General features: G+C 54.2%; 21 protein-coding genes and 6 tRNA genes. 12 read left to right on the forward strand and 15 right to left on the reverse strand.

The genetic code is table 11. The annotated features are described in order from the left end of the window. Positions 1-14: 14 nt before the first annotated feature. Positions 15-341, reverse strand: coding sequence for a PTS fructose transporter subunit IIB (locus tag OGX81_RS11140; RefSeq protein WP_047462211.1), 327 nt, complete (start codon positions 339-341; stop codon positions 15-17). Between the two features lie 247 nt (positions 342-588). Further along, complete coding sequence (gene glk / locus OGX81_RS11145; RefSeq protein ID WP_049011635.1) at positions 589-1,554, reverse strand: glucokinase; 966 nt, start codon at positions 1,552-1,554, stop codon at positions 589-591. A gap of 204 nt (positions 1,555-1,758) precedes the next feature. Between glk and OGX81_RS11150 the strand changes: the two genes are divergently transcribed. After that, a complete protein-coding gene (locus tag OGX81_RS11150) occupies positions 1,759-2,994 on the forward strand; it encodes an ion channel protein (RefSeq protein WP_104868383.1) in 1,236 nt (411 codons plus the stop codon). Between the two features lie 13 nt (positions 2,995-3,007). Here the strand turns inward: OGX81_RS11150 and OGX81_RS11155 are convergent, their stop codons facing one another. Further along, the gene (locus OGX81_RS11155; protein WP_104868382.1) at positions 3,008-4,663 is read right to left on the reverse strand and encodes an alpha-keto acid decarboxylase family protein; all 1,656 of its coding nucleotides are present in this window, start codon (positions 4,661-4,663) and stop codon (positions 3,008-3,010) included. A gap of 182 nt (positions 4,664-4,845) precedes the next feature. Here OGX81_RS11155 and mgrA point away from each other — a divergent pair, with 182 nt between their 5' ends. Then, a complete protein-coding gene (mgrA, locus tag OGX81_RS11160; protein ID WP_104868381.1) occupies positions 4,846-5,844 on the forward strand; it encodes an L-glyceraldehyde 3-phosphate reductase in 999 nt (332 codons plus the stop codon). A 124-nt stretch (positions 5,845-5,968) separates the two neighbouring features. Next, entirely contained in the window at positions 5,969-6,289 is a 321-nt protein-coding gene (gene ypeC, locus OGX81_RS11165) for a DUF2502 domain-containing protein YpeC (protein WP_024130138.1), read from the forward strand. A 100-nt stretch (positions 6,290-6,389) separates the two neighbouring features. On the opposite strand, the gene OGX81_RS11170 is transcribed toward ypeC, so the two are convergent. Next, the gene (locus tag OGX81_RS11170) at positions 6,390-7,628 is read right to left on the reverse strand and encodes an Nramp family divalent metal transporter (protein ID WP_047462196.1); all 1,239 of its coding nucleotides are present in this window, start codon (positions 7,626-7,628) and stop codon (positions 6,390-6,392) included. Then, a complete protein-coding gene (locus OGX81_RS22125; RefSeq protein ID WP_418222348.1) occupies positions 7,609-7,698 on the reverse strand; it encodes a hypothetical protein in 90 nt (29 codons plus the stop codon). Before OGX81_RS22125 ends, OGX81_RS11170 begins: the two co-directional genes overlap by 20 nt. A gap of 275 nt (positions 7,699-7,973) precedes the next feature. Here OGX81_RS22125 and nupC point away from each other — a divergent pair, with 275 nt between their 5' ends. Continuing rightward, positions 7,974-9,161 (forward strand): nucleoside permease NupC, encoded by a 1,188-nt coding sequence (gene nupC, locus OGX81_RS11175; RefSeq protein ID WP_012131386.1) that lies wholly within the window; start codon positions 7,974-7,976, stop codon positions 9,159-9,161. Between the two features lie 80 nt (positions 9,162-9,241). Here nupC and OGX81_RS11180 read toward each other — a convergent pair whose 3' ends face one another. The 3 genes from OGX81_RS11180 to OGX81_RS11190 all read right to left on the reverse strand — a co-directional run bounded on the left by OGX81_RS11180 (position 9,242) and on the right by OGX81_RS11190 (position 11,841). Further along, on the reverse strand, positions 9,242-11,440 hold the full coding sequence (locus OGX81_RS11180) for a bifunctional diguanylate cyclase/phosphodiesterase (protein WP_104868380.1): 2,199 nt from the start codon (positions 11,438-11,440) through the stop codon (positions 9,242-9,244). Between the two features lie 210 nt (positions 11,441-11,650). Then, positions 11,651-11,726: transfer RNA gene (locus OGX81_RS11185), tRNA-Ala, on the reverse strand. A 39-nt stretch (positions 11,727-11,765) separates the two neighbouring features. Then, positions 11,766-11,841: transfer RNA gene (locus OGX81_RS11190), tRNA-Ala, on the reverse strand. A 221-nt stretch (positions 11,842-12,062) separates the two neighbouring features. On the opposite strand from OGX81_RS11190, the gene OGX81_RS11195 reads away from it, so the two are divergent. Together OGX81_RS11195 and OGX81_RS11200 are read left to right on the forward strand one after the other, a co-directional pair. Further along, a complete protein-coding gene (locus OGX81_RS11195) occupies positions 12,063-12,425 on the forward strand; it encodes a YfeC-like transcriptional regulator (RefSeq protein ID WP_012131384.1) in 363 nt (120 codons plus the stop codon). 1 nt (position 12,426) lies between these two features. Next, the gene (locus OGX81_RS11200; protein ID WP_012131383.1) at positions 12,427-12,816 is read left to right on the forward strand and encodes a MerR family transcriptional regulator; all 390 of its coding nucleotides are present in this window, start codon (positions 12,427-12,429) and stop codon (positions 12,814-12,816) included. Positions 12,817-12,892: 76 nt separating this feature from the next. Here the strand turns inward: OGX81_RS11200 and gltX are convergent, their stop codons facing one another. Continuing rightward, positions 12,893-14,308, reverse strand: a complete 1,416-nt coding sequence (gene gltX, locus OGX81_RS11205) for a glutamate--tRNA ligase (protein ID WP_047462188.1) — start codon at positions 14,306-14,308, stop codon at positions 12,893-12,895. Between the two features lie 259 nt (positions 14,309-14,567). Between gltX and OGX81_RS11210 the strand changes: the two genes are divergently transcribed. The 4 genes from OGX81_RS11210 to OGX81_RS11225 all read left to right on the forward strand — a co-directional run bounded on the left by OGX81_RS11210 (position 14,568) and on the right by OGX81_RS11225 (position 14,965). Further along, a tRNA-Val gene (locus OGX81_RS11210) sits at positions 14,568-14,643 on the forward strand. A 44-nt stretch (positions 14,644-14,687) separates the two neighbouring features. Beyond that, positions 14,688-14,763: transfer RNA gene (locus OGX81_RS11215), tRNA-Val, on the forward strand. Positions 14,764-14,809: 46 nt separating this feature from the next. Then, positions 14,810-14,885: transfer RNA gene (locus tag OGX81_RS11220), tRNA-Val, on the forward strand. Positions 14,886-14,889: 4 nt separating this feature from the next. Beyond that, positions 14,890-14,965: transfer RNA gene (locus OGX81_RS11225), tRNA-Lys, on the forward strand. Between the two features lie 128 nt (positions 14,966-15,093). On the opposite strand, the gene OGX81_RS11230 is transcribed toward OGX81_RS11225, so the two are convergent. The 3 genes from OGX81_RS11230 to xapA form a co-directional block, all read right to left on the reverse strand. Further along, positions 15,094-15,978: a LysR family transcriptional regulator gene (locus OGX81_RS11230; RefSeq protein ID WP_012131381.1), complete on the reverse strand. Its 885-nt coding sequence runs from the start codon at positions 15,976-15,978 to the stop codon at positions 15,094-15,096. A 96-nt stretch (positions 15,979-16,074) separates the two neighbouring features. Continuing rightward, a complete protein-coding gene (locus OGX81_RS11235) occupies positions 16,075-17,331 on the reverse strand; it encodes a nucleoside permease (protein ID WP_104868379.1) in 1,257 nt (418 codons plus the stop codon). Positions 17,332-17,390: 59 nt separating this feature from the next. Further along, positions 17,391-18,224, reverse strand: coding sequence for a xanthosine phosphorylase (xapA, locus tag OGX81_RS11240; RefSeq protein ID WP_104868378.1), 834 nt, complete (start codon positions 18,222-18,224; stop codon positions 17,391-17,393). Between the two features lie 235 nt (positions 18,225-18,459). Between xapA and OGX81_RS11245 the strand changes: the two genes are divergently transcribed. After that, on the forward strand, positions 18,460-18,801 hold the full coding sequence (locus tag OGX81_RS11245; protein WP_024130136.1) for a FlxA-like family protein: 342 nt from the start codon (positions 18,460-18,462) through the stop codon (positions 18,799-18,801). On the opposite strand, the gene OGX81_RS11250 is transcribed toward OGX81_RS11245, so the two are convergent. Further along, a complete protein-coding gene (locus OGX81_RS11250; protein ID WP_012131376.1) occupies positions 18,792-19,718 on the reverse strand; it encodes a LysR family transcriptional regulator in 927 nt (308 codons plus the stop codon). The genes OGX81_RS11245 and OGX81_RS11250 overlap by 10 nt on opposite strands. Positions 19,719-19,807: 89 nt before the next feature. Here OGX81_RS11250 and OGX81_RS11255 point away from each other — a divergent pair, with 89 nt between their 5' ends. Continuing rightward, the gene (locus tag OGX81_RS11255) at positions 19,808-20,806 is read left to right on the forward strand and encodes a bile acid:sodium symporter family protein (RefSeq protein ID WP_012131374.1); all 999 of its coding nucleotides are present in this window, start codon (positions 19,808-19,810) and stop codon (positions 20,804-20,806) included. Here the strand turns inward: OGX81_RS11255 and OGX81_RS11260 are convergent. Continuing rightward, on the reverse strand, positions 20,803-21,021 hold the full coding sequence (locus OGX81_RS11260; RefSeq protein ID WP_012131373.1) for a DUF3820 family protein: 219 nt from the start codon (positions 21,019-21,021) through the stop codon (positions 20,803-20,805). The two genes, OGX81_RS11255 and OGX81_RS11260, sit on opposite strands and share 4 nt — an antisense overlap. 1 nt (position 21,022) lies before the next feature. Then, positions 21,023-23,038 carry an NAD-dependent DNA ligase LigA gene (ligA, locus tag OGX81_RS11265; RefSeq protein ID WP_012131372.1) on the reverse strand — a complete coding sequence of 672 codons (2,016 nt, stop codon included), beginning with the start codon at positions 23,036-23,038 and terminating at the stop codon, positions 21,023-21,025. Between the last annotated feature and the right edge of the window lie 17 nt (positions 23,039-23,055).

Here is a 23,055-nt window from a genome sequence, read left to right on the forward strand (position 1 = left end):
ATCCCTGTCGAAAATTATTGTTGCTCTGCCGCAATCATCTCTTCGATTTCTTTAATGATACCGGCGGCGTTTTTTATCGCGTCCTGGAGCGTAATTTCATACACATCGCGCGACTCAAACCGTTCATTGTCTTCGGGGGTAACGGCAACGGAATGGATGATTAGCGTCGCCTCAGCGATATCCTGCGCCGTCAGGCGATTCTGGATGCCGTCCGCCCCCTGGGTTTCAATTTTCACCTCGTATCCCGCTTCAACCGCCGCCTCTTCCAGCGCCTGAGCCGCCATAAATGTGTGGGCCAGCCCCATCGGGCATGCGCAAACAGCAATGAGTTTTTTCGCCATAACAGACTCCTCCAGATAGTTAACGAGAGAAATTATGGCGGTGAGAGCCTGCGCATTGTTATCAGACAAATAATGCTTTTACTGGACAAATAATCCCGTTAAACAGAAATGTGACGAGCGTCGGAAAGGTCGGCGACGGGCACAAAAAAACCGCGTCAATGACGCGGTTTAAGGCCGGATAATGCAGGCAACGACTGTCATGCCCTGCCTGATGGCGCTAACGCGTATCAGGCCTGCCGATCTTCAATTACAGAATTTGCCCTAACGTCTGGCGCAGATGCGCGCCGGAGCCGAGCAGACCGGGATTATCATGCACAATCAGATAAACCGGAATATCCTGAACGTAGGCTTTGAAACGGCCTTTGTCTTCAAACCCGCCACGAAAGCCAGAGGCTTTAAAGAACTCCAGGAAGCGCGGCACGATGCCGCCCGCAATGTAGACGCCGCCAAACGTGCCCAGCGTCAATGCCAGATTACCGCCAAAACGGCCCATAATGACGCAAAACAGCGACAGCGCACGACGAGAGTCAATGCAGGTATCCGCCAGCGCGCGTTCGGTAATATCTTTCGGTTGCAGATTTTCCGGCAGACGGCCATCAGATTTGACGATAGCGCGATACAGATTCACCAGCCCAGGCCCCGACAACACGCGCTCGGCGGAGACATGACCAATTTCCGCACGCAGTTCTTCGAGAATAATGCCTTCCTCTTCGCTGTTCGGCGCGAAGTCAACGTGACCGCCTTCGCCCGGCAGGCTGATCCAGCGTTTATCGACATGAACCAGGTGCGCCACCCCTAATCCGGTTCCGGCGCCGTAAACGGCAATCGGTTTGCCGGCAACCGGTTCCGCGCCGCCGAACTGGATCAGATGCTCTTTGCGCAGCATCGGGATCGCCATCGACACGGCGGTAAAATCGTTGATGATTTCCAGATGGCTAAAGCCAAGATTCTTTTTCATCTCCGCAATAGAAAATGCCCAGGTGTGGTTGGTCATCGCCACCCAGTCACCGGTGATCGGGCAGGCGATAGCGATACAGCCGTCTTCCACCCTGGCGCTATGCTCGTCCAGATACACGCGCACCACGGCTTCGAGGCTCGGATAGTCCAGCCCGGAATAGGTTTTCGCCTGCGAAATCTCCCCGCTGGTCATATCGCACAGAGCAAGACGCGCGTTGGTGCCGCCTACATCACCTACTAAAGCATATTTTGTCATTCTTCTACTGCTCCGCTAAAGTCAGAATAAATCTTTGCCACACTGTAAATTCATGGGGGCATAACAACAACGGTCGAAAGGCGAGCTCCCCAAAAATATCGATCTGCATCACATAATTACTTTATCGTTTCAGCACCATTTGCAGCGATGCCGTCGGGCAGGCTGTGCAAACTAAGCATATGACTCAGTATTAAGGAATAGATCATGCTCCATCCGCGAGCCAGAACGATGCTGTTATTATCGCTTCCCGCACTCATTATTGGCATTGCCTCCAGTCTGGTATTGATCGCCGTGATGAAAGTCGCCTCCGTTTTACAGCGCCTGCTGTGGGAGCAAATCCCCGTCGGCCTGGGCATTGCCCATGATTCCCCCGTCTGGATTATCGGCATGCTCACGTTTACCGGGATCATGGTCGGGCTTGTCATCCGCTACAGCCCTGGGCATGCGGGCCCGGACCCGGCGACCGAACCGCTGATCGGAGCGCCGATGAGCCCTGTCGCGCTTCCGGGCCTGCTGATCGCGCTCATTCTCGGCCTGGCAGGTGGAGTAAGCCTAGGGCCGGAGCATCCCATTATGGCGGTGAATATCGCGCTGGCCGTCGCTATCGGCGCGCGCCTTTTCCCACGCATAGGGGCGCTGGACTGGACGATCCTGGCTTCCGCAGGCACTATCGGCGCGCTGTTCGGCACCCCTGTCGCCGCCGCGCTGATTTTCTCGCAAACCCTGAACAGTTCTGACGATACGCCCTTGTGGGATCGTCTGTTCGCTCCGCTGATGGCGGCAGCCGCAGGATCGTTAACCACCAGCCTGTTCTTCCATCCGCACTTCTCCTTGCCGATTGCGCACTACACGCAAATGCGGCTGAGCGATATTTTCAGCGGCGCAGTGGTGGCGGCCATTGCGATTGCGGCGGGTATGGTGGCGGTATGGTGTTTACCGCGTCTGCATACGTTGGTGCATCGTCTGAAAAATCCGGTACTTATTCTCGGTATCGGTGGTTTTATGCTGGGGATTCTGGGCGTATTGGGCGGGCCGCTGACCCTCTTTAAAGGACTGGACGAGATGCAGCAGCTGGCGTTCAGCCAGACGCTGGGCGCCACGGACTACTTTATGCTGGCGATCGTTAAGCTGGGCGCGCTGGTTATCGCCGCCGCCTGCGGTTTCCGGGGCGGGCGTATCTTCCCGGCGGTCTTTGTGGGCGTGGCGCTGGGTCTGATGCTGCACGCGCATGTTGAAGCGGTTCCGGCGGCAATTACCGTCTCATGCGCGATTCTGGGGCTGATGCTGGTCGTAACCCGTGACGGCTGGCTGAGTCTGTTTATGGCCGCAGTCGTCGTACCGGACACCACCCTGCTTCCGCTGTTGTGCATCGTTATGCTTCCCGCCTGGCTCCTGCTGGCAGGCAAGCCGATGATGGCCGCCAACCGCCACGACAGATAACCGGCCACCGCGTTTACTCCCCGTTGCGCGATTCCAGCGCGCGGGTGACGGTACGCAGCAATTCCGGCAAATCGGCTTTCGGCAGCACGACCTCAATCAGCGAAAGCCGCTGCGGGGATTTCAGGCGCGCCAGCACTTCCTCCAGCTGGATAGCCTGCGTTACCCGCCAGCACTCCGCCTGACAGTTCGCACTGAGCGCCTGCGGAACCTGCGTCCAGTTCCATCCGGCGATATCGTTATAACGCTGGTTCGCCCCATGAATGGCGCGCTCCACGGTATAGCCATCGTTATTGAGCAGCAGAATGACCGGCGACTGTCCATCCCGCATCATCGACCCCAGTTCCTGAATCGTCAGCTGCGCCGCGCCGTCTCCGGTAATCAGAATCACTCGCCGTTCCGGGCAGGCGGTTTGCGCGCCAAAGGCGGCGGGCAAAGCATAGCCGATTGATCCCCAAAGCGGTTGCACCAGCACGTCCGCGCCAGCAGGCAGTGAAAGATCCGCCGCGCCAAACGCGGCGGTTCCCTGATCGGCAAGGATAATATCGCCCGGCAGCAAGTACGCCTGTACCGTATGCCAGAAGTTTTCTTGCGTCAGCGCCCCTTTCTCAATATGGCCGCCGGGCGCATGCGCCGGGGTCGGAGGAGGCGAAAATGAAAGTTCCAGACATAACTCGCGCAACGTAGTGACCGCCTGCTCCATCGACAGACCGCTGAACCAGCTATTCCCGACACGCGAAGCATGCGGCTGGATTTCAATTGTGCGTTCCTGCGGCAGTTGCTGTGTGAAGCCCGCCGTTAGCGTATCGACAAACCGGGTGCCAACGCAGATAACGGTATCAGCCTCTTCAATCGCCTGACGCACCGATTCACTGCTGGCTCCGGCGCTGTATGTACCGACAAAATTCGGGTGTTGCTCATCAAACAGCCCTTTGCCCATGAGCAGCGTCGCGTGCGCTATTGGCGTCTCCGCCATCCAGCGTTGTAAAACCGGCTGCAAGCCGAAACGCAGGGCGAGAAAGTCTGCCAGCAGCGCCACACGCGGGCTGTTCATCAGCCGCTGGCGCGCGCGATAGCGAAACGCCGCCACCGTGTCATTTTCCCCTTCGGCACGGTCAGGTGTGAGAACGTTTACAGGAGGGACAGCAGATCGTTTTGCCACATCCGCCGGTAACATCAGATAGCCGGGTCTGCGCATCGTCAGCATTTCGCGTAATACGCGGTCGATTTCATAACAGGCGTTCTGTTCATTCAACACGGCGCTGGCCGCCGTTACAGCCTGGCTTATACGGTAAAAATGCTGAAAGTCGCCATCGCCGAGGGTGTGATGCATCAGTTCGCCCCGTCGCTGTGCGCCGCTGCATGGCGCGCCGACAATATGCAGCACGGGAACGTACTCTGCGTAGCTTCCCGCCAGGCCATTAAGCGCGCTTAACTCCCCTACGCCGAAAGTGGTCAACAATGCCCCAGCCCCGGCTAACCGGGCGTAGCCATCAGCCGCATAGGCGGCATTCAGCTCATTCGCGCACCCTACCCAGCATACGTCACGATGCGCAATCACATGGTCAAGAAACTGCAAATTATAATCGCCCGGCACACCAAAAAGATGCCCGATACCGCAGCCTGCCAGTCTGTCCAGCAGGTAATCCGCAACGGAGTATGGGGTTTGCATGACAGCTATCCTTCTGACGGTAACCTCATGTTGAGTATTAAAGAACTGTGATAGCTGTCCAGAAAAGCTGCTGCAAAAGGGGTGGAAAGCAGGATTTACAGTTTTTCACGGTGTAATCTCATTGAATAACAATCCGTGTAAACGTATACACTGGAAACTCACGTCATTCAGAGGGCAACAACATGGTTTATCGGGCCGATGAAAATCGCTACCAGACAATGGAGTATCGCCGCTGCGGTCAGAGCGGTTTAAAGCTCCCCGCCATTTCACTTGGGCTATGGCACAATTTCGGTGATACCACTCAGGTAGAGAACAGCCGGGCGCTGCTACAGCGTGCTTTTGATCTGGGAATTACCCATTTTGATCTCGCGAATAATTACGGCCCGCCGCCAGGCTCAGCAGAGCGCCACTTTGGCCGTATCCTACAGGAAGACTTTTTACCGTGGCGCGATGAACTGATCATTTCTACTAAAGCGGGTTATACCATGTGGGATGGCCCTTACGGTGACTGGGGTTCGCGCAAGTATTTGATAGCCAGCCTCGATCAAAGCCTGAAACGTCTGGGGCTGGAATATGTCGATATCTTCTATCACCACCGCCCTGACCCGGAAACGCCGCTCAAAGAGACGATGAAAGCGCTGGATCATATTGTTCGTCAGGGAAAAGCGCTGTACGTCGGGATTTCTAACTATCCGGCGGATCTGGCCAGACAGGCCATTGAGATCCTGGACGACCTGGGCACGCCGTGCCTGATTCACCAGCCCAAATACTCGATGTTTGAGCGCTGGGTCGAAGACGGCTTACTGGCATTATTGCAGGAGAAAGGCGTTGGCAGTATCGCCTTTTCACCGCTGGCGGGCGGGCAATTAACCGATCGTTATCTCAACGGCATTCCGACTGATTCCCGGGCCGCCAGCGGAAGCCGCTTCCTTAACCCGGATCAGATTACCCCGGAGAAACTGGAAAAAGTGCGCCAGTTAAATGCGCTGGCCGGACATCGGGGGCAAAAACTGTCCCAGATGGCGCTGGCCTGGGTGCTGCGCGACGACAAAGTGACGTCAGTGCTGATTGGCGCCAGCAAGACCGCGCAAATTGAAGATGCCGTGGGGATGCTGGCGAATCGTCATTTTTCTCCCGCCGAATGCGCAGAAATCAACGCAATCCTGAACGGCGGCCAATAATCACTTTTTAGCAAAAAGTGCTCTCACTCATGATTTAAGAGTTAAGGCGATGAAACGGGGCTTTACCGCCCCGTAATATTGCGTTAACAGGCCGATTACGGCTCGATCGTGAAGGAGAAAAAGAATGTTCAGGTCACTGATTCTGGCGGCAGCCTTATTGGCTTTTACACCGCTTGCCGCGAACGCTGGCGAAATCACCCTGTTGCCATCGATAAAATTACAAATTGGCGATCGCGATAATTACGGCAACTACTGGGACGGCAGATACTGGCGCGACCGGGATTACTGGCACCACCATTATGAATGGCGTAAAAATCGCTGGTGGCGACACGATAATGGCTATCATCGCGGCTGGGATAAGCGCAAAGCCTATGAACGCGGCTACCGCGAAGGCTGGCGCGATCGCGACCACCACCCTGGCCGGGGTCACGGACACCGTCATTAAAAATAGCCCCGTTCAAACGGGGCTATTTTCGAATTGTGTTTTTATCAGCAATACCGATTCAACCATTTCTCTTAACTTCCCTGGCTATACGGTCTTCAAATCACAACCCCAGCGCGGTTCCTACCAGCAACCAGATATTCAGCGCCACCACCAGCACCACAATCATCCAGCCGATGTACTTGACCCATTGGGTATTCACCAGATCGCCCATTAATGTGCGATCGCTGGTAAAAATCAATAACGGCACCAGCGCCAGCGCAATGCCGAAACTCAGCAGGACCTGACTCATCACCAGGATTCGGGTTGGATCAAGCCCCATAAGAATAACGATAAACGACGGCATCATCGTGATGGTGCGGCGTACCCACAGCGGAATGTGGAAGCGAACAAATCCCTGCATCACAACCTGCCCCGCCAGCGTACCGACCACGGTGGAAGAGAGCCCCGCCGCAACCAGGCTCAGGCCGAACACCGTCGCCGCAGCATGGCTAAGCAGCGGTTCCAGCGTCAGATACGCCTGATCAAGATCGGCAATACCGGTATGCCCGCTAAAATGGAACGCGGCGGCAGCGGTCGCCATCATCGCCAGGTTCACGAACCCTGCAATCGTCATCGCTATCGCCACATCCCATTTGGTGGCGGCATAGCGCTGCTGCCGGGAGCCGTCGTGCAGATGCTGCGTTAAAGAAGAGTGCAGATAGATAACGTGGGGCATGATGGTCGCGCCCAGCACCCCGGCGGCCAGAAATACCGCCTCAGAGTTCGGCAGGCTGGGGATGATCATCCCTTTGCTCAACTGCGCCAGGCTTGGCTGCGAAAAAATCAGTTCCACAATATAGGCTGCGGCCACAAACAACAGTAATCCGCCAATCACTTTTTCCAGCGGTTTTTGCCCACGACGCTGCAACATCAGAATCAGGAATGTGGCGATACCCGTCAGCACCGCCCCCTGCAATAGAGAGATGCCGAGAATGAGTTTAAAGCCGATCGCCGCCCCGATAAATTCCGCTAAGTCGGTGGCCATCGCGATGATTTCCGCCTGAACCCAATAGAACCAGACGACAGGGCGCGGGTAATGATCGCGAATTTGCTCCGCCAGGTTTTTGCTTGTCGCAATCCCCAGTTTGGCCGACAGAACCTGAATGAGCATCGCCATCAGGTTCGCCCAGACAACCACCCACAGCAATTTATAGCCAAAGCTGGCCCCGGCCTGGATATTGGTCGCAAAGTTACCGGGATCGATGTATCCGATCGCGGCGATGAACGCCGGGCCCATCAATGCGAGCCTTAACTTGCGCGCCGCCCGTCCACTACTGCTTTCAACGCGATCGTTTGTCATCTTTTGCCTCAGAAACATAGCCTTTGCTATGTTTTATGCTATGTTTATTGAGAATGATTATCAAGTGCATTTTAATGGGTAACGTTGATATCTCTGATAGCGCCAGGCTATGGGTCAGCAAGGGAGGGTCGAAAAACAAAACCAAGTTGTTCGTTAATTGTATGAGATTAGCACAATGACATAACTTTTCACTTCCATACTAAACATAACAGAAACGTATTCCAGATCACTAATTTTGAATCTCATCACAGCTCCTTATTATAGTGTGTGTTTGATCTCGTTTTCTTTATTGTTGTTGCATAGAATGTGCACGGAAATTAAACCTGCCTCATATTTGGAGCAAATATGGACCGCGTCCTTCATTTTGTCCTGGCCCTCGCTGTTGTTGCGGTACTCGCACTGCTGGTAAGCCATGACCGTAAAAAAATTCGCATTCGTTACGTCATTCAGCTGCTTGTTATCGAAGTTTTACTGGCCTGGTTCTTCCTGAACTCAAACGTTGGCCTGGGCTTCGTGAAAGGTTTCTCCGAGATGTTTGAAAAACTGCTCGGTTTTGCCAACGAAGGAACCAACTTCGTTTTCGGCAGCATGAACGATCAGGGCCTGGCCTTCTTCTTCCTGAAAGTCCTTTGCCCCATCGTCTTTATTTCCGCGCTGATCGGTATTCTTCAGCACATCCGCGTTCTGCCGGTTGTGATTCGCGCGATTGGTTTCCTCTTATCCAAAGTCAACGGGATGGGTAAGCTGGAATCATTTAACGCCGTCAGCTCCCTGATTCTGGGCCAGTCTGAGAACTTTATCGCGTATAAAGACATCCTCGGCAAAATGTCCCGCAATCGTATGTACACGATGGCGGCAACGGCGATGTCTACCGTATCCATGTCTATCGTGGGCGCGTACATGACCATGCTGGAGCCGAAATATGTCGTTGCGGCGCTGGTTCTGAACATGTTCAGCACCTTTATCGTTCTGTCAGTGATCAACCCGTATCGCGTCGAAGCCAGCGAAGAAAATATTCAGATGTCTAACCTGCACGAAGGTCAGAGCTTCTTCGAAATGCTGGGCGAATACATTCTGGCGGGCTTTAAGGTCGCGATTATCGTTGCGGCGATGCTGATTGGCTTTATCGCCCTGATCGCGGCGCTGAACGCCCTGTTCGCGGCCGTTCTGGGCATCTCCTTCCAGGGCATTCTGGGTTACATCTTCTACCCGGTGGCCTGGGTCATGGGGGTTCCGGCGAATGAAGCGCTTCAGGTAGGCAGTATCATGGCGACCAAACTGGTATCTAACGAATTCGTCGCCATGATGGATCTACAGAAAATCGCCTCTACGCTCTCTCCGCGCGCGGAAGGCATCATCTCTGTATTCCTGGTCTCCTTCGCTAACTTCTCTTCCATCGGGATTATCGCAGGCGCGATTAAAGGTCTGAACGAAGAGCAAGGCAACGTGGTTTCACGTTTTGGTCTGAAACTGGTGTACGGCTCAACGCTGGTGAGCGTACTGTCTGCGTCTATCGCAGCGCTGGTGCTGTAATTACGGTATCGCCAGGCGGCGGCGCAAACGCCTTCATCTGGCCTTACGACGCGCAACCGGGGACATGTTCCCCGGTTTTTTTATAGCTGTGGCGCTTCCAGCGGGCGCGGTCGCCCAATCAGATAACCTTGCAGATAGTTCACGCCCAGGCTTAAGAGTAATTCCCGCTGCTCCGGCGTCTCGACAAATTCGGCAACCACGCATAAGGATTTCGCTTTCGCGAGATCGGTAATTGATTTCACGATCATCGCATCCAGAGAGTCCGTCATAATGTCTTTTATGAAGCAACCATCAATCTTGATGATGTCTGCCCGCAGGCGTTTAAGACGTTCATAGTTCGCGTATCCCGTACCAAAATCATCAATGGCTATCCTGAAACCGAAATTCCGCAGTTGCGCAATATTCTGCGTGCTGATTTCAGAATTGGAAAACGCCTGCTCTTCGGTGATTTCGATGATCACGCTTTCAGGCGTAATACCATAACGCCTGAACAGGCCGATAATGCGTGATGCGCTCTCTTTATTCAGTAACGTCAACGGCATTAAATTGACCGAGAAACGGGCGCCCGGCGCTGTCGTCGGATGGGTGGCTATCCATCGCAGCAGGGCTTCCACAACCTGTAAATCAAAGCGGGCGCTGAGGTTAAATTGGGCAATCAGTGGAATAAACTGATCCGGCGTCATAATGCCGTCATCACTTTTCAGTCGCGCCAGAACCTCCGCATACCCTTTCCCCTGCGCGTTGAGAATCGGTTGCGCGTACAAAACCAGATCGCCGTTTTCCAGCGCCTTGCGAACCTTTTGCAGCAGTAATACCCGTTCCGTCGTCTGATCGGAGACCGCCTCAAGACTTTGGGTCAGCGCCATAACCCGGTGGTTCGCGCAGGATTGCTCCGACAACCAGCTAAGCTGCCCCAGCAGGGGTTGCAGCGTCTCCTGTCTGCCGTCGTAAGCGCCCCACGCGGCGCCGTATTCCATGTCCAGCCCGGTATTGTTCCAGTAAATTTTGCGACTATTGAGGAGATTAACCATATGTTGCAGGCGGGCTTCCGTCTCAGGGCCGCGAAGCACTAACAACAATTCGCTGCCTGGCACCTGAAATACGCTCTCGTTTTCTTGCAGGAACGGTTGCAGCATTCGACACACCGAGCGTTTGCAATGAACGCGCATCAGCATGCCGTAATGTCGACTCAAAAATTCCAGGTTTTCCATCCGCAGGCAGCACACCGTTTGTCCTGTTCCCTGCAACAAAAATTGCTCCAGCGCGCGAATGTTAGGAAGGCGCGTCAACGGATCGGTTAACGCCTGACCATGCCACTGTCGGTTCAACCATTCGCTGCGTTGATAAATACACACCATATACAGCAAGCAAATACTAAAGGAGATGAGAACAGAGAGGATAAAGGCCAGTGAATATTCAGAGCCGACGCCCTGCAAGAAATTCCGGTTATACACCAGCAGGCACAGCGCAGAGATGGCCCAGCTGAGGTTCAGCAGCGGATAACTCAGCTTGCCCACGCCGAGCGTAAAAACAATAAAAAAGACGGGCACCAGATAACCGGCAATATAGTCGGCATCAAAAGGCGCGCACATCAGAACGATCAGCGCCACGACGACGGAGATCCAGGTCAGGGTAAACAGACGCTTCTCTTTGACCAGATACGGCGCAATGTCCCTGCGCCAGAAAATGCGGCAATAGCGCGGGTTGATTATCATCCGCAGAGGATAATAAAAGAGCATAGTGAAAATCAGGACCGCTGAAATCAGGCTCAGAATATCCACGATAGTATAAATAATGGTTGCCGTACCAAAGAATGTTGATATCGCAACAGGGTAGTCCAGACAATGCCCCGCGAGATACATGCTGGCTTTGATGCCCGCCGGCGCGACAAACCCGAGCCAGAAGATACGCAACCAGATATTCCTGTCAGGCAATCCATGACGCCAGCGCGCCCCCACTTGCCAGCGGACAATCCCGCAAATGCCCAATACGGAAAAGGTCTGACAAAATAACAGCACCGCTGCCTGCATTAACGGGAGATGAAGGTTCCAGTGATTGGTCGCCATCATCGCTAAAATGATGGGGGCAATACCGCGTCGGCCAAATAAGAACAGCACGGAAAACATGACGCATAGCGGCAGCCAGGCCAGGAAAATAGAGCTGTCATCGACAACGGCGAGCGGAGAAATAGAGCGGGAGAACTGTATGCCGACAATGGATAGCGTCAAAGAAACGATAAATATTCTTATATTTTTTAGTAAGTTATGCTTATCCTGCATAGATTCCCTGTTCTCATCAGTCACGCCATAAGGCACACAAATAATAAGTTTATTCGTGACGCGAAGCAAACCTGCACAGGCCTGATATCAGGCGCTCTTACACGTTCTTTCATTTGATACAAAGGTATTGACGCTTTCTGAAACTGTATTACAAAAATGGCGGGAACGCAGATACAAAAAACCCCCGCTTTTCAGCGAGGGTTCAAATTTTGGTGGAGCTAAGCGGGATCGAACCGCTGACCTCTTGCATGCCATGCAAGCGCTCTCCCAGCTGAGCTATAGCCCCACGATGCTTTTACGTACCAGATTTGTTGGGATTCAAATTTGGTGGAGCTAAGCGGGATCGAACCGCTGACCTCTTGCATGCCATGCAAGCGCTCTCCCAGCTGAGCTATAGCCCCGTCACGTAAAGCTTGTCGAGTTGACGGGCGGCATCATATGAATTCCCTTCGCATGTGTCAACGGCAAAATGCCACCGGCAAATTCAATCGCTGAAAAAGCAGGCAAATGAAGAACATTGCGTAACAACTCGCATTTAGTAGTTAAACGCGTCACGGTTTCAACTAAAATGATGCTATAAAGTGAACCGCTAATTAACCATACGACTATTCAGGGAATCGTTATGTTCAAGGAACGGATGACGCCAGAAGAACTCGCTAATCTGACCGGTTACAGCCGACAAACCATCAATAAATGGGTGCGCAAGGAAGGCTGGACGACGTCGCCCAAACCAGGCGTACAGGGAGGAAAAGCCCGGCTGGTACACGTTAATGAGCAGGTTCGCGAATATATCCGCAGCGCCGAGCGCTCTGCGGAGGGAGCATCGGAATCCTTTTCGTTAACCAGCGATACCTCTCTTGAATCGCTGCTGGTCACGCTGGCCAAAGAGATGACGCCATCTGAACAGAAGCACTTTACGTCTTTGCTTTTGCGTGAAGGGATTACCGGTTTGTTACAACGCTTAGGGATTCGCGATAGCAAATAATATGAAAAAATTACGCAGCAAAATGACGACCGAAGAGCTGGCGGAGTGCCTTGGCGTCGCCAGACAAACCGTTAATCGGTGGATCAGGGAACAAGGATGGGAAACTGAAAAGTTTCCGGGCGTAAAAGGCGGTCGGGCAAGGCTCATTCACATTGATGCTCGCGTACAGGAATTTATTCTTAACATCCCTGCCTTCCGCAACCATTCTGCGTTTTATCAGGCGGAGGAGCCGCTTGCCGAATACAGCCACGTTGTGCGCAGCCACGCCTATCGCCAGATTATTGATGCCGTGGAAAACATGTCGTCCAAAGAGCAGGAAAAGCTGGCGCAGTTTCTGTCGCGAGAAGGCATACGCGGTTTTCTCGCCCGTTTGGGCCTTGATGAATCGTAGACCCAATAAGCGCAGCGCCATCGGGCAACAGGCCGGATGGCGGCGCAACCCCCATCCGGCCTACGGTTAATACACCTTACTGCTGATTTTCACGTTCCGCGATAAAAGCCAGCGCTTTATTGATGCGCTCAATGCTGCGGGATTTACCAATCGCATGCACCGTGACGTCCAGCGCCGGAGACTGGCCAGCGCCGGTGACGGCAACGCGCAGCGGCATACCGACTTTACCCATCCCCACTTCCAGCTCATCGGCTGTCGCCTGAATTGCATGGTGTACGTTTTCTGCGCTCCACTCTGTGATGGCCGCCAGCTTATCACGCACCACTTCCAGCGGCTGACGCGCGACCGGGCGCAGGTGTTTTTTCGCCGCATCCGCGTCGAACTCAGCAAAGTCCTCATAGAAATAGCGGCAGCTTTGCGCCATCTCTTTCAGTGTTTTGCAGCGTTCGCCCAGCAGTTTCACCAGTTCAGCCAGCTGCGGGCCGTTACGGGTATCGATATTCTCCTGCTCAATGTGCCATTGCAGGTGCGTTGCCACATATTCCGGCGCCAGAGAATTGATGTAGTGATGGTTCAGCCACAGCAGTTTGTCAGTGTTGAACGCACTGGCGGATTTGCTCACGGCATTCAACGAGAACAGCTTGATCATCTCTTCACGGGTGAAGATCTCCTGATCGCCGCTGGACCAGCCCAGACGCACCAGGTAGTTCAGCAGCGCTTCCGGCAGGTAGCCGTCGTCACGATACTGCATCACGCTGACCGCGCCATGACGCTTGGACAGTTTTTTACCGTCGTCGCCGTTGATCATGGAAACGTGCGCGTACACCGGAACCGGCGCGTTCAGCGCTTTCAGGATGTTAATCTGGCGCGGCGTGTTGTTGATATGGTCTTCGCCACGAATCACATGGGTGATTTCCATATCCCAGTCATCCACAACCACGCAGAAGTTATAGGTCGGGGAACCGTCGGTACGACGAATGATCAGATCGTCCAGCTCCTGGTTGCTGAATTCGATCGGCCCACGGATCTGGTCGTCAAAAATAACGGAGCCGTCCTGCGGGTTGGCAAAGCGCACAACGCAAGGCTCATCGTCAGAATGATGTTCGTGACCATGACGGCAGCGGCCGTCGTAACGCGGCTTCTCGCCTTTCGCCATTTGTTCTTCGCGCAGTGCTTCCAGACGCTCTTTGGAGCAGTAGCATTTATATGCCGTACCCGCTTCCAGCATCTCATCAATCACCGCGTTGTAACGATCAAAACGTTTGGTCTGGAAATACGGGCCTTCATCCCATTCCAGGCTCAGCCAGTTCATACCATCCATAATGGCTTCAATAGCTTCCGGCGTGGAGCGTTCGAGATCGGTGTCTTCAATACGCAGCACAAACTCACCGCCGTGGTTACGTGCAAAAAGCCAGGAGTAAAGAGCAGTACGCGCGCCGCCGACGTGCAGATAGCCTGTCGGGCTTGGCGCGAAGCGAGTTTTGATTTTCATGAAATGGCCTTACGTTTATTAAAGATGCCGACAACCGGCAAATCCGGGAAAGATTATCAGGCTGGTATTCTATCACCGTGGTCTGATTCCTCAATGTTGTTCGGGTTGGAACATCACGCTTTGCGATTTTCGTATACAAATCATGCTGAACGGAGTAATTCGCGATCGTTTTGTTTAAATTTACGACGAACGGACAATTTCTTTAGAAAATGCGTTGACTCATTTTCAACTCTCCCTATAATGCGACTCCACACAGCGGGGGTGATTAGCTCAGCTGGGAGAGCACCTCCCTTACAAGGAGGGGGTCGGCGGTTCGATCCCGTCATCACCCACCAACTACTTTATGTAGTCTCCGCCGTGTAGCAAGAAATTGAGAAGTGGGTGATTAGCTCAGCTGGGAGAGCACCTCCCTTACAAGGAGGGGGTCGGCGGTTCGATCCCGTCATCACCCACCACTTTCTCGCCAGCTGAATTTCTTGCAGTAAAATGAAGTACTGAAGTGGGTGATTAGCTCAGCTGGGAGAGCACCTCCCTTACAAGGAGGGGGTCGGCGGTTCGATCCCGTCATCACCCACCACTTCGGGTCGTTAGCTCAGTTGGTAGAGCAGTTGACTTTTAATCAATTGGTCGCAGGTTCGAATCCTGCACGACCCACCAATGTAAAAAGGTGCCCTAAAGGCGCCTTTTTGCTATGCGCGATATTTATATGCCTGATGACGCTTCGCTTATCAGGCATACGGGTCTTGTAGGCCGGATAAGGCGCTTGCGCCGCCATCCGGCAATGCTCAACGAATCAGCGCATCAATCAACTTCGTTAATGCCGGTGTTGCCTGCTGCGGCTCGTAAACAATATACAAATCTGCCGGAATACGTTCTTCCAGAGGGCGGAACACCACGCCCGGCCAGTTCATCTGCGCATAACTGTCCGCGATTAACGTAATGCCAATCCCCATGCTGATCATCGCCAGCACCGTTTGCGGCTCCATAACTTCACGCACTATCATCGGCGTAAATCCGGCCTTCTGACAAACACGTTGCAAAAATGCCCAGTCGGTATGAATCGAAGGCATGGTAACGAAATATTCGTTGCGTAACGCATCAAGAGGGATCGCCGGGCAGCAAGCCAGAGGGTGATCTTCCGGCATCGCCACCAGAAATGCGGATTCATGTAAACGCAGACTGGTAAATCCCTCCGTCGGTTCGATCGCCATCCGCCAGATGCCAGCATCCAGCTCGCGTCGCTCCAGTAACGCCATCTGCATCGCAGGCATTTTTTCGCGAAATAACACCTCGACATTGGGGTTCTCTTTCAAAAAACGGCGCATCACAGGACGCATTTTCCCCCACATCGCCGTGCCCACAACGCCCAGTTCAATGCGCCCTGCCTCACCACGTCCGATCTGTTCCACGCGCGCAAATGCCTGATTCGCGCTGAACAACAAACGCCGCGACTCTTCCATGAGAATTTTCCCCGCATGCGTTAACGCCACGCTGCGGGAATGGCGAACAAACAACGGCGTGCCGAGCTGATTTTCCAGCTCTTTGACATGAATACTCAGAGGAGGCTGAGACATATTCAGACGCGCCGCCGCCCGGCCAAAATGCAGCTCCTCAGCAACAGCGAGAAAATAGCGCAATAATTTAAGATCTATACGATGTACGCGTTCCATGATTATTGCGCTCCACAGATAAGGAATAATGCGCAACGTTAGCACATTTGTCTCAGGGACGTTGAAACGGCGGCAGGCACTCCGCCGTTTCAGCCGTTAGTGCGCCAGTGGTTTCGCCAGCCATTTTTCTGGCTCATGTTTATATTTGAAAAACAGCGCAAAAATCACTGCCAGCGCCAGCGCATAAGCGGCGAATACCAGCCAGATGGTCTGCCAGTCTTTCACGCCGTCCACCGAGAAGTAGTCCACGGCGATACCACTCAAAATTGACCCGACCCAGGCGCCTACGCCATTGACCATAGTCATAAACAGCCCCTGCGCACTGGCGCGGATCGTCGAACTGACTTCCTGCTCAACAAATACCGATCCTGAAATATTGAAAAAGTCGAAAGCGCAACCGTAAACAATCATCGACATCAGCAGCAGCACAACACCAAACGGGGATGGATCGCCAAACGCAAAAAAGCCAAAGCGCAGCGTCCATGCCAGCATACTCATCAGCATCACGGTTTTAATGCCAAAGCGTTTCAGAAAGAACGGGATAGTCAGAATGAAACCCACTTCAGCCATTTGGGAAACAGACAGCAGGATGGAGGGATATTTCACCACAACGCTGTCGGCAAACGCCGGATTGCGGGCAAAATCGTGCAGGAAGGGATTACCGAAAACATTCGTAATTTGCAGCACAGCCCCTAACATCATCGCAAACAAAAAGAAAATCGCCATTCGCGGATTTTTGAATAAGACAAACGCATCCAGCCCCAGTTTGCTGGCAAGCGTGGTGGACGTATTCTTCTTCGCCACCGGAATTTTCGGTAGCGTAAAGGCATACAGCGCCAGTAACAGCGAAGCGCCAGCGGCAATGTACAGCTGCGCGCTGCTTAGCTCCAGCCCCATCAGGCTGACTGTCCACATAGCGATAATAAAGCCCACGGTGCCAAAGACGCGAACGGGCGGGAATGCAGTAACCGGGTCCTGGCCGGACTGCGCCAGGCAGGCGTAAGAAACGCTGTTGGATAAGGCAATAGTCGGCATATAGGCCATTGCATTAATTAACATTATCCAGAACATCGCATCCGGGTCGGTCACGGTCGTGGCATACAACAACGCGCCGGCGCACACCAGATGGCAGAGCATATATGCACGCTCGGCACGCAGCCATTTATCGGCGACGATCCCCATAATGCCCGGCATAATAATCGCCGCCAGCCCTTTTGAGCTGTAGATCATTCCAACGTTAGCGCCAGTAAAATGTAAGGTGTTAATCATGTAAGAACCCAGGGTCACCAGCCAGCTTCCCCAGATAAAATATTGTAAAAACGACATGACTTTTAAGCGGGACGTAATACCCATTTTTTCGTTCCTTGCCGTAAAGTACGGCCCTGCAAGCAGGGCCATTATTATTTTGTGTTTTAAGCCAGTTGGCGTAAGAAACCGCAAATCAGATTGATGAAGTTCTGCCGGGAAAGCTCAGCCGCCGCCAGCGTTTGCGCATGGGACAGTTTCACATCACCCAGCCCTTCCGCCAGATTGGTGATCGCGGATACGGCCACCACCTTTAGTCCGCAATGGCGCGCGCTAATCACCTCCGGGACGACCGACATTCCCACCACGTCGCCACCGATGATCTGCATCATGCGAATTTCCGCTGCCGTCTCAAAGTTCGGCCCCGGATAAGAGACAAACACCCCTTCGTGAAGCGTGAAGCCCTCTTCCCCTGCAACGCACTGGAGAATGGCGCGGTAATCCGCATCGTAGGCATTGGCCAGTGAGAAGAAGCGATCGCCAAAGCGTTCGTCGTTCATCCCCACCATCGGCGTGCCCGGCATCGTATTGATATGATCGCTCAACGCGACCAGGCTGCCTGGCCCGACTTCCGGGCGCAGAGAGCCGGCGGCGTTAGTGCAAAACAGCAGTTCACAGCCCAGCAGTTTCAGGGTACGGATCGCGTCAGTCATGATCGTCATGCCGCGACCTTCGTAAAAGTGCCCACGGCCTTTCATACATGCCACCGGGACTCCAGCCAGATTCCCCAGCACCAGTTCCCCCGCATGCCCGTGAACGGTACTGACCGGAAAACCAGGTAAACGCGCATAAGAAATCGCCACCGCGTCTTCAATTTGCTCCGCCAGCGCTCCCAGACCGGAGCCAAGAATGAAAGCAACACGCGGGATAAAATCAGGCTTGTGCGCGCGAATGATGTCAGCGCTGTACCAGGGATTCTGCGAAAAAAGGGTGTGGGTCATAAGAGGTCCTTAAAAACGGAATAATCGATAAATACGTTGGGTACGTCGTTGTTATAACGAGAGTAACCAACCGATTACCAATACCGTTTTCCCGGACGATCGATATAAAATGTATATTGATACGTAAAATAAAATGGTCAGACTTTGCCTGATTTACCCACCAGAAATGGCAGGGACTGCTGAAGGTCTGTTCACCTCTGCCGATATTAACGTTTTAAGGCAAGAGGAAATGGTAATGACGACGATCAACACTTCAGTCTCCGCCGTTCAGAGCGGCAGCACGGGCAGCAAAGCCGCTACCGGTAACGATCTGTCTGCGCAAATCTCGCGCATCACGCAGCAAATTACAAAGCTTACACAGCAGCTCAAAGAGGTTGCTGACGGCAGTGGCAGCACAGAAGAGAAACAAAAGCAGCAGGAACTGATACAGACGCAAATTAAAATGTTGCAGGCGCAGCTGGCGCAATTACAGCGCCAGCAGGCAGAAGAAACGCAGCAGAAGCAGGAGCAGAAACAACTCAGGGCCGAAGGTGTCAACGCGCCTTCCGACGATCACCAAATTGATGTTTATATCTGATACAACGGATCGCGTGCACGGCCAGCGGTAAGTTCACTGGCCTGCATGCGCACGACGTCCCACAGCGCCTGAGCCGCCGTAGAGAGCGACCGGTTTTTGCGTCTCGCCAGCATCAACTGCCTTTCGACGACGGGCGTCAGCCGTTTCACCTGCAAATGACTTCCCTGAGGCAGCGGCAACGCCAGCGCGGGCAACACGCTGATGCCAATCCCCGCCTCCACCATCGGAAACAGCGTTGCGGGATGCCCAATCTCCTGCACGATCGTGGCATCAATGGCAAAATGCGCGAAAGCCGCGTCAATCAACGGGCGGCTGCCGGAGGCGTAATCCTGCAATACCAACCGCTCATGTTTAAGATCCTGCCAGTTAACCCACTCCCGCTGCGCTAACGGACTATCCTGGCGACACAACAGCAAAAAAGGTTCCGACAGCACGGCTTCACATTGCAAATCCGAAACAGCCCCGGGATCGATGACAATGCCAAAATCTACATCACCCTGACGAATGCTCTCCAGCACCCACTGCTGGGGACGATCGTGCAGTACAAAATCAATTTCCGGGTACAGCTGGTTACTCTGCGCGATGCACTGCGGGATAAGATGCGCGGAAATCGTCTGGCTGGCCGCCACGCGCACGGTGCCGGTTAACTGCGTCCCCACTCTTCCGGCTTCCCGCAGAGTACTGTGCAGTTCATCGAGAACACGCTCCAGACGCCCCGCCAGCTGCTGACCCGCTTCCGTCAGCGTCACTTCTCGCGTGGTGCGATCCAACAGCTTAACTCCCGTCTGCCGTTCCAGCTCTTTTACGCTGTGGCTCACCGCAGACTGACTCAGACCAATGACGTCCCCTGCCCGACTAAAGCTTTTAGCCTGAGCAACGGTGACGAAGATACGAAGTTGACGCAGAGAATAATTCATCTGTTAAATTCATATATAGATGCAATAAATCAATTTTATTTCTCAAACGGAAAAAAGCAAAATACCTGCATCGACTTTCAGGAGTTTTTATGAAACTTTTTCGTATTCTTGATCCGTTCACGCTGACGCTTATCACCGTCGTTTTGCTGGCCTCCTTTTTTCCGGCCAAAGGGGATTTCGTTCCGTTTTTTGAAGGCTTAACCACCGCCGCGATTGCGCTGCTGTTTTTTATGCATGGCGCAAAACTCTCACGCGAAGCCATTATCGCGGGCGGCAGCCACTGGCGGCTGCACCTGTGGGTAATGTGCAGCACCTTCATCCTGTTTCCGGTTCTCGGGGTGTTATTTGCCTGGTGGGCGCCCGTCAATGTCGATCCCATGCTGTATACCGGTTTCCTGTACCTGTGTATTTTGCCCGCGACCGTACAGTCTGCCATCGCCTTTACCTCTCTGGCGGGAGGAAACGTCGCTGCGGCCGTCTGTTCGGCATCGGCCTCCAGCCTGCTGGGGATTTTTCTTTCGCCGCTGCTCGTCGGCCTGGTGATGAATATCCACGGAGCGGAAGGCAGCCTGGAACAGGTCGGCAAGATCATGCTGCAACTGCTGCTGCCGTTTGTGCTGGGGCACCTGTCGCGTCCGTGGATTGGCAACTGGGTCGCGCGTCATAAAAAGTGGATTGCAAAAACGGACCAGACCTCCATTCTGCTGGTCGTCTATTCCGCATTCAGCGAAGCCGTCGTTAACGGTATCTGGCACAAAGTGGGATGGGGCTCGTTGTTGTTTATTGTCGTCGTCAGCCTTGTGCTGCTGGCGATTGTCATTGGCGTTAACGTGTTTGCCGCCCGCAGGTTCGGATTCAACAAAGCAGATGAGATAACCATTGTCTTCTGCGGGTCGAAAAAGAGTCTGGCGAACGGCATCCCGATGGCCAATATCCTGTTTCCCACCTCAGTGATTGGGATGATGGTGCTGCCGTTGATGATCTTCCATCAGATCCAGTTGATGGTCTGCGCGATGCTGGCGCGTCGCTACAAACGCCAGACCGATAAGTTGCAGGCGCAGCAAGAAGGCCGCGCCGCGAAGGCTTAAAGAGGCCGTTTCAGGGGCTGCACCAGCTGCGTCAGCCCCTCGGTTTTAATCAGCAGCGTGATTTGCATCAGCTCGCCCAGTCTTCCCGCCGGAAATTCATCCTTACGGGCAAACCACAGCAAATACTCCTCCGGCACATCAATGAGCCGACGCCCTTTGTACTTGCCGAACGGCATCACCGTGTTGGCTATCTCAATCAGCTGCTCTTTTTCCATGTCAGACACCCAGTAGGCGGAGCATCTCTGCTTCGTCGATCACGTCAATCCCCAGTTCCTGCGCTTTCGCCAGCTTAGATCCTGCCGCTTCGCCCGCAATTACCAGATCGGTTTTTTTCGATACGCTGCCCGCCACTTTTGCCCCCAGCGCCACGAGGCGCGCTTTCGCATCATCTCGCGACATCAGGCTGAGGCTGCCCGTCAGGACGATCGTTTTACCGGCAAACGGGCTGTCGATTTCGTCGGCGTTAACCACGATCGGCGCAGGCCAGTGAATGCCTTCCGCCAGTAACTGCCCGATCACGTCCCGGTTACTCTCTTCAGCAAAGAAGTTAAAGACGTGCGTAGCGACCACAATGCCGACATCCGGCACTTTTTGCAGTTCGTCGATAGAGGCCGCTTCCAGCGCCTCTAACGTACCGAAGTACGCCGCCAACCCTGCCGCCGTGGCTTCGCCCACTTCGCGGATACCGAGCGCATAGAGGAATCGCGCGAAGGTGGTCTCTTTCGCTTTTTCCAGCGCATTCACCACATTCTGCGCCGATTTCGGCCCCATACGATCCAGGCCCGTCAGTTTGCCTGCCGTCAGACGGAACAGATCTGCCGGGGTGTGGACATACTCTTTCTCGACAAGCTGGTCGATAATTTTATCGCCCATGCCGTCAACGTCCATTGCCCGGCGGGAAACAAAGTGCTTGAGCGACTCTTTGCGCTGCGCGCCGCAGATCAGGCCGCCGGTACAGCGAGCGACCGCTTCGCCTTCCACGCGCTCAACATCAGAACCGCACACCGGGCAATGCGTCGGGAACTCGACCGGGCGCGTCTCTTCCGGGCGTTCGGAAAGCACCACGTTCACCACCTGCGGGATCACATCCCCCGCGCGGCGAATCACCACTTTGTCGCCAATGCGCAGGCCAAGACGCTCAATTTCATCCGCGTTGTGCAAGGTGGCGTTGCTGACCAGCACACCCGCAACATGCACCGGTTCGAGACGGGCGACGGGCGTGATCGCGCCAGTCCGCCCCACCTGGAACTCTACATCGCGTACAAACGTCATTTGCTCCTGCGCCGGGAACTTAAAGGCCACCGCCCAGCGCGGCGCGCGGGCGACGAATCCAAGCTGTTCCTGCAACGCCATCGAGTTGACTTTAATCACCACGCCGTCAATGTCAAAACCCAGCGTCGGGCGGTCTTCTTCCACTTTGTGATAGAAGTCCAGCACCGCTTCGGGAGAGTCGCACAGCGTCACCCGGTCGCTTACCGGAAGCCCCCAGGCTTTAAATTGCAGCAAGCGCCCCAGATGCGTATCAGGCAGTTCGCCACCTTCCAGAATGCCGACGCCGTAGCAAAAGAAAGTGAGCGGTCGCTTCGCGGTAATACGCGGATCAAGCTGGCGCAACGACCCCGCCGCAGCGTTACGCGGGTTGGCAAATACTTTATTACCGGTGCGGCGCGCCTCTTCATTAATTTTTTCAAACCCGGCCTGCGGCAGGAAAACTTCGCCACGAACCTCCAGACGCGCCGGAATGTTATCGCCACGCAGCTTCAGCGGAATAGCGCGAATGGTACGCACATTGGAGGTGATGTCCTCGCCGGTCGTTCCATCTCCACGCGTTGCCGCGCTGATCAGCACGCCGTTTTCATACAGGATGCTGACGGCCAGGCCGTCCAGCTTCAGCTCGCAGCACCAGGTCAGTTTATCGCCGCTTTTTAGCCGATCCTGCACGCGCTTGTTAAACGCCAGAAAACTCTCTTCATCAAACACGTTGTCCAGCGACAACATGGGCACTTCGTGGCGAATCTGGCTGAACGCCGCCAGCGGCGCCGCTCCGACGCGTTGGCTCGGGGAGTCCGGCGTAATTAAATCTGGATGCTGCGCTTCCAGCTCACGAAGTTCGCGCATCAGACGGTCATACTCAGCGTCCGGGATCTCCGGCGCATCCATCACATGGTAAAGATACTCATGATGGCGAAGCGTGGTTCGCAGTTCTGTCAGTTGTTGTTCGATTGATTCCATATCGCACCATCAATGAT

The sequence above is a fragment of the Citrobacter sp. CK206 genome (assembly GCF_030333125.1).
GTDB lineage: Bacteria > Pseudomonadota > Gammaproteobacteria > Enterobacterales > Enterobacteriaceae > Citrobacter_B > Citrobacter_B koseri.

Coding starts and splice junctions, on each gene's coding strand:
- OGX81_RS11260 (WP_012131373.1), bottom strand. CDS start 21,021: ATGGAAAAAGAGCAGCTGATTGAGATAGCCAACACGGTGATGCCGTTC.
- OGX81_RS11230 (WP_012131381.1), bottom strand. CDS start 15,978: ATGGAACGCGTACATCGTATAGATCTTAAATTATTGCGCTATTTTCTC.
- glk (WP_049011635.1), bottom strand. CDS start 1,554: ATGACAAAATATGCTTTAGTAGGTGATGTAGGCGGCACCAACGCGCGT.
- OGX81_RS11200 (WP_012131383.1), top strand. CDS start 12,427: ATGAAAAAATTACGCAGCAAAATGACGACCGAAGAGCTGGCGGAGTGC.
- ypeC (WP_024130138.1), top strand. CDS start 5,969: ATGTTCAGGTCACTGATTCTGGCGGCAGCCTTATTGGCTTTTACACCG.
- mgrA (WP_104868381.1), top strand. CDS start 4,846: ATGGTTTATCGGGCCGATGAAAATCGCTACCAGACAATGGAGTATCGC.
- OGX81_RS11195 (WP_012131384.1), top strand. CDS start 12,063: ATGTTCAAGGAACGGATGACGCCAGAAGAACTCGCTAATCTGACCGGT.
- xapA (WP_104868378.1), bottom strand. CDS start 18,224: ATGACCCACACCCTTTTTTCGCAGAATCCCTGGTACAGCGCTGACATC.
- OGX81_RS22125 (WP_418222348.1), bottom strand. CDS start 7,698: ATGCACTTGATAATCATTCTCAATAAACATAGCATAAAACATAGCAAA.
- gltX (WP_047462188.1), bottom strand. CDS start 14,308: ATGAAAATCAAAACTCGCTTCGCGCCAAGCCCGACAGGCTATCTGCAC.
- nupC (WP_012131386.1), top strand. CDS start 7,974: ATGGACCGCGTCCTTCATTTTGTCCTGGCCCTCGCTGTTGTTGCGGTA.
- OGX81_RS11245 (WP_024130136.1), top strand. CDS start 18,460: ATGACGACGATCAACACTTCAGTCTCCGCCGTTCAGAGCGGCAGCACG.
- OGX81_RS11235 (WP_104868379.1), bottom strand. CDS start 17,331: ATGGGTATTACGTCCCGCTTAAAAGTCATGTCGTTTTTACAATATTTT.
- OGX81_RS11155 (WP_104868382.1), bottom strand. CDS start 4,663: ATGCAAACCCCATACTCCGTTGCGGATTACCTGCTGGACAGACTGGCA.
- OGX81_RS11180 (WP_104868380.1), bottom strand. CDS start 11,440: ATGCAGGATAAGCATAACTTACTAAAAAATATAAGAATATTTATCGTT.
- OGX81_RS11170 (WP_047462196.1), bottom strand. CDS start 7,628: ATGACAAACGATCGCGTTGAAAGCAGTAGTGGACGGGCGGCGCGCAAG.
- ligA (WP_012131372.1), bottom strand. CDS start 23,038: ATGGAATCAATCGAACAACAACTGACAGAACTGCGAACCACGCTTCGC.
- OGX81_RS11140 (WP_047462211.1), bottom strand. CDS start 341: ATGGCGAAAAAACTCATTGCTGTTTGCGCATGCCCGATGGGGCTGGCC.
- OGX81_RS11250 (WP_012131376.1), bottom strand. CDS start 19,718: ATGAATTATTCTCTGCGTCAACTTCGTATCTTCGTCACCGTTGCTCAG.
- OGX81_RS11255 (WP_012131374.1), top strand. CDS start 19,808: ATGAAACTTTTTCGTATTCTTGATCCGTTCACGCTGACGCTTATCACC.
- OGX81_RS11150 (WP_104868383.1), top strand. CDS start 1,759: ATGCTCCATCCGCGAGCCAGAACGATGCTGTTATTATCGCTTCCCGCA.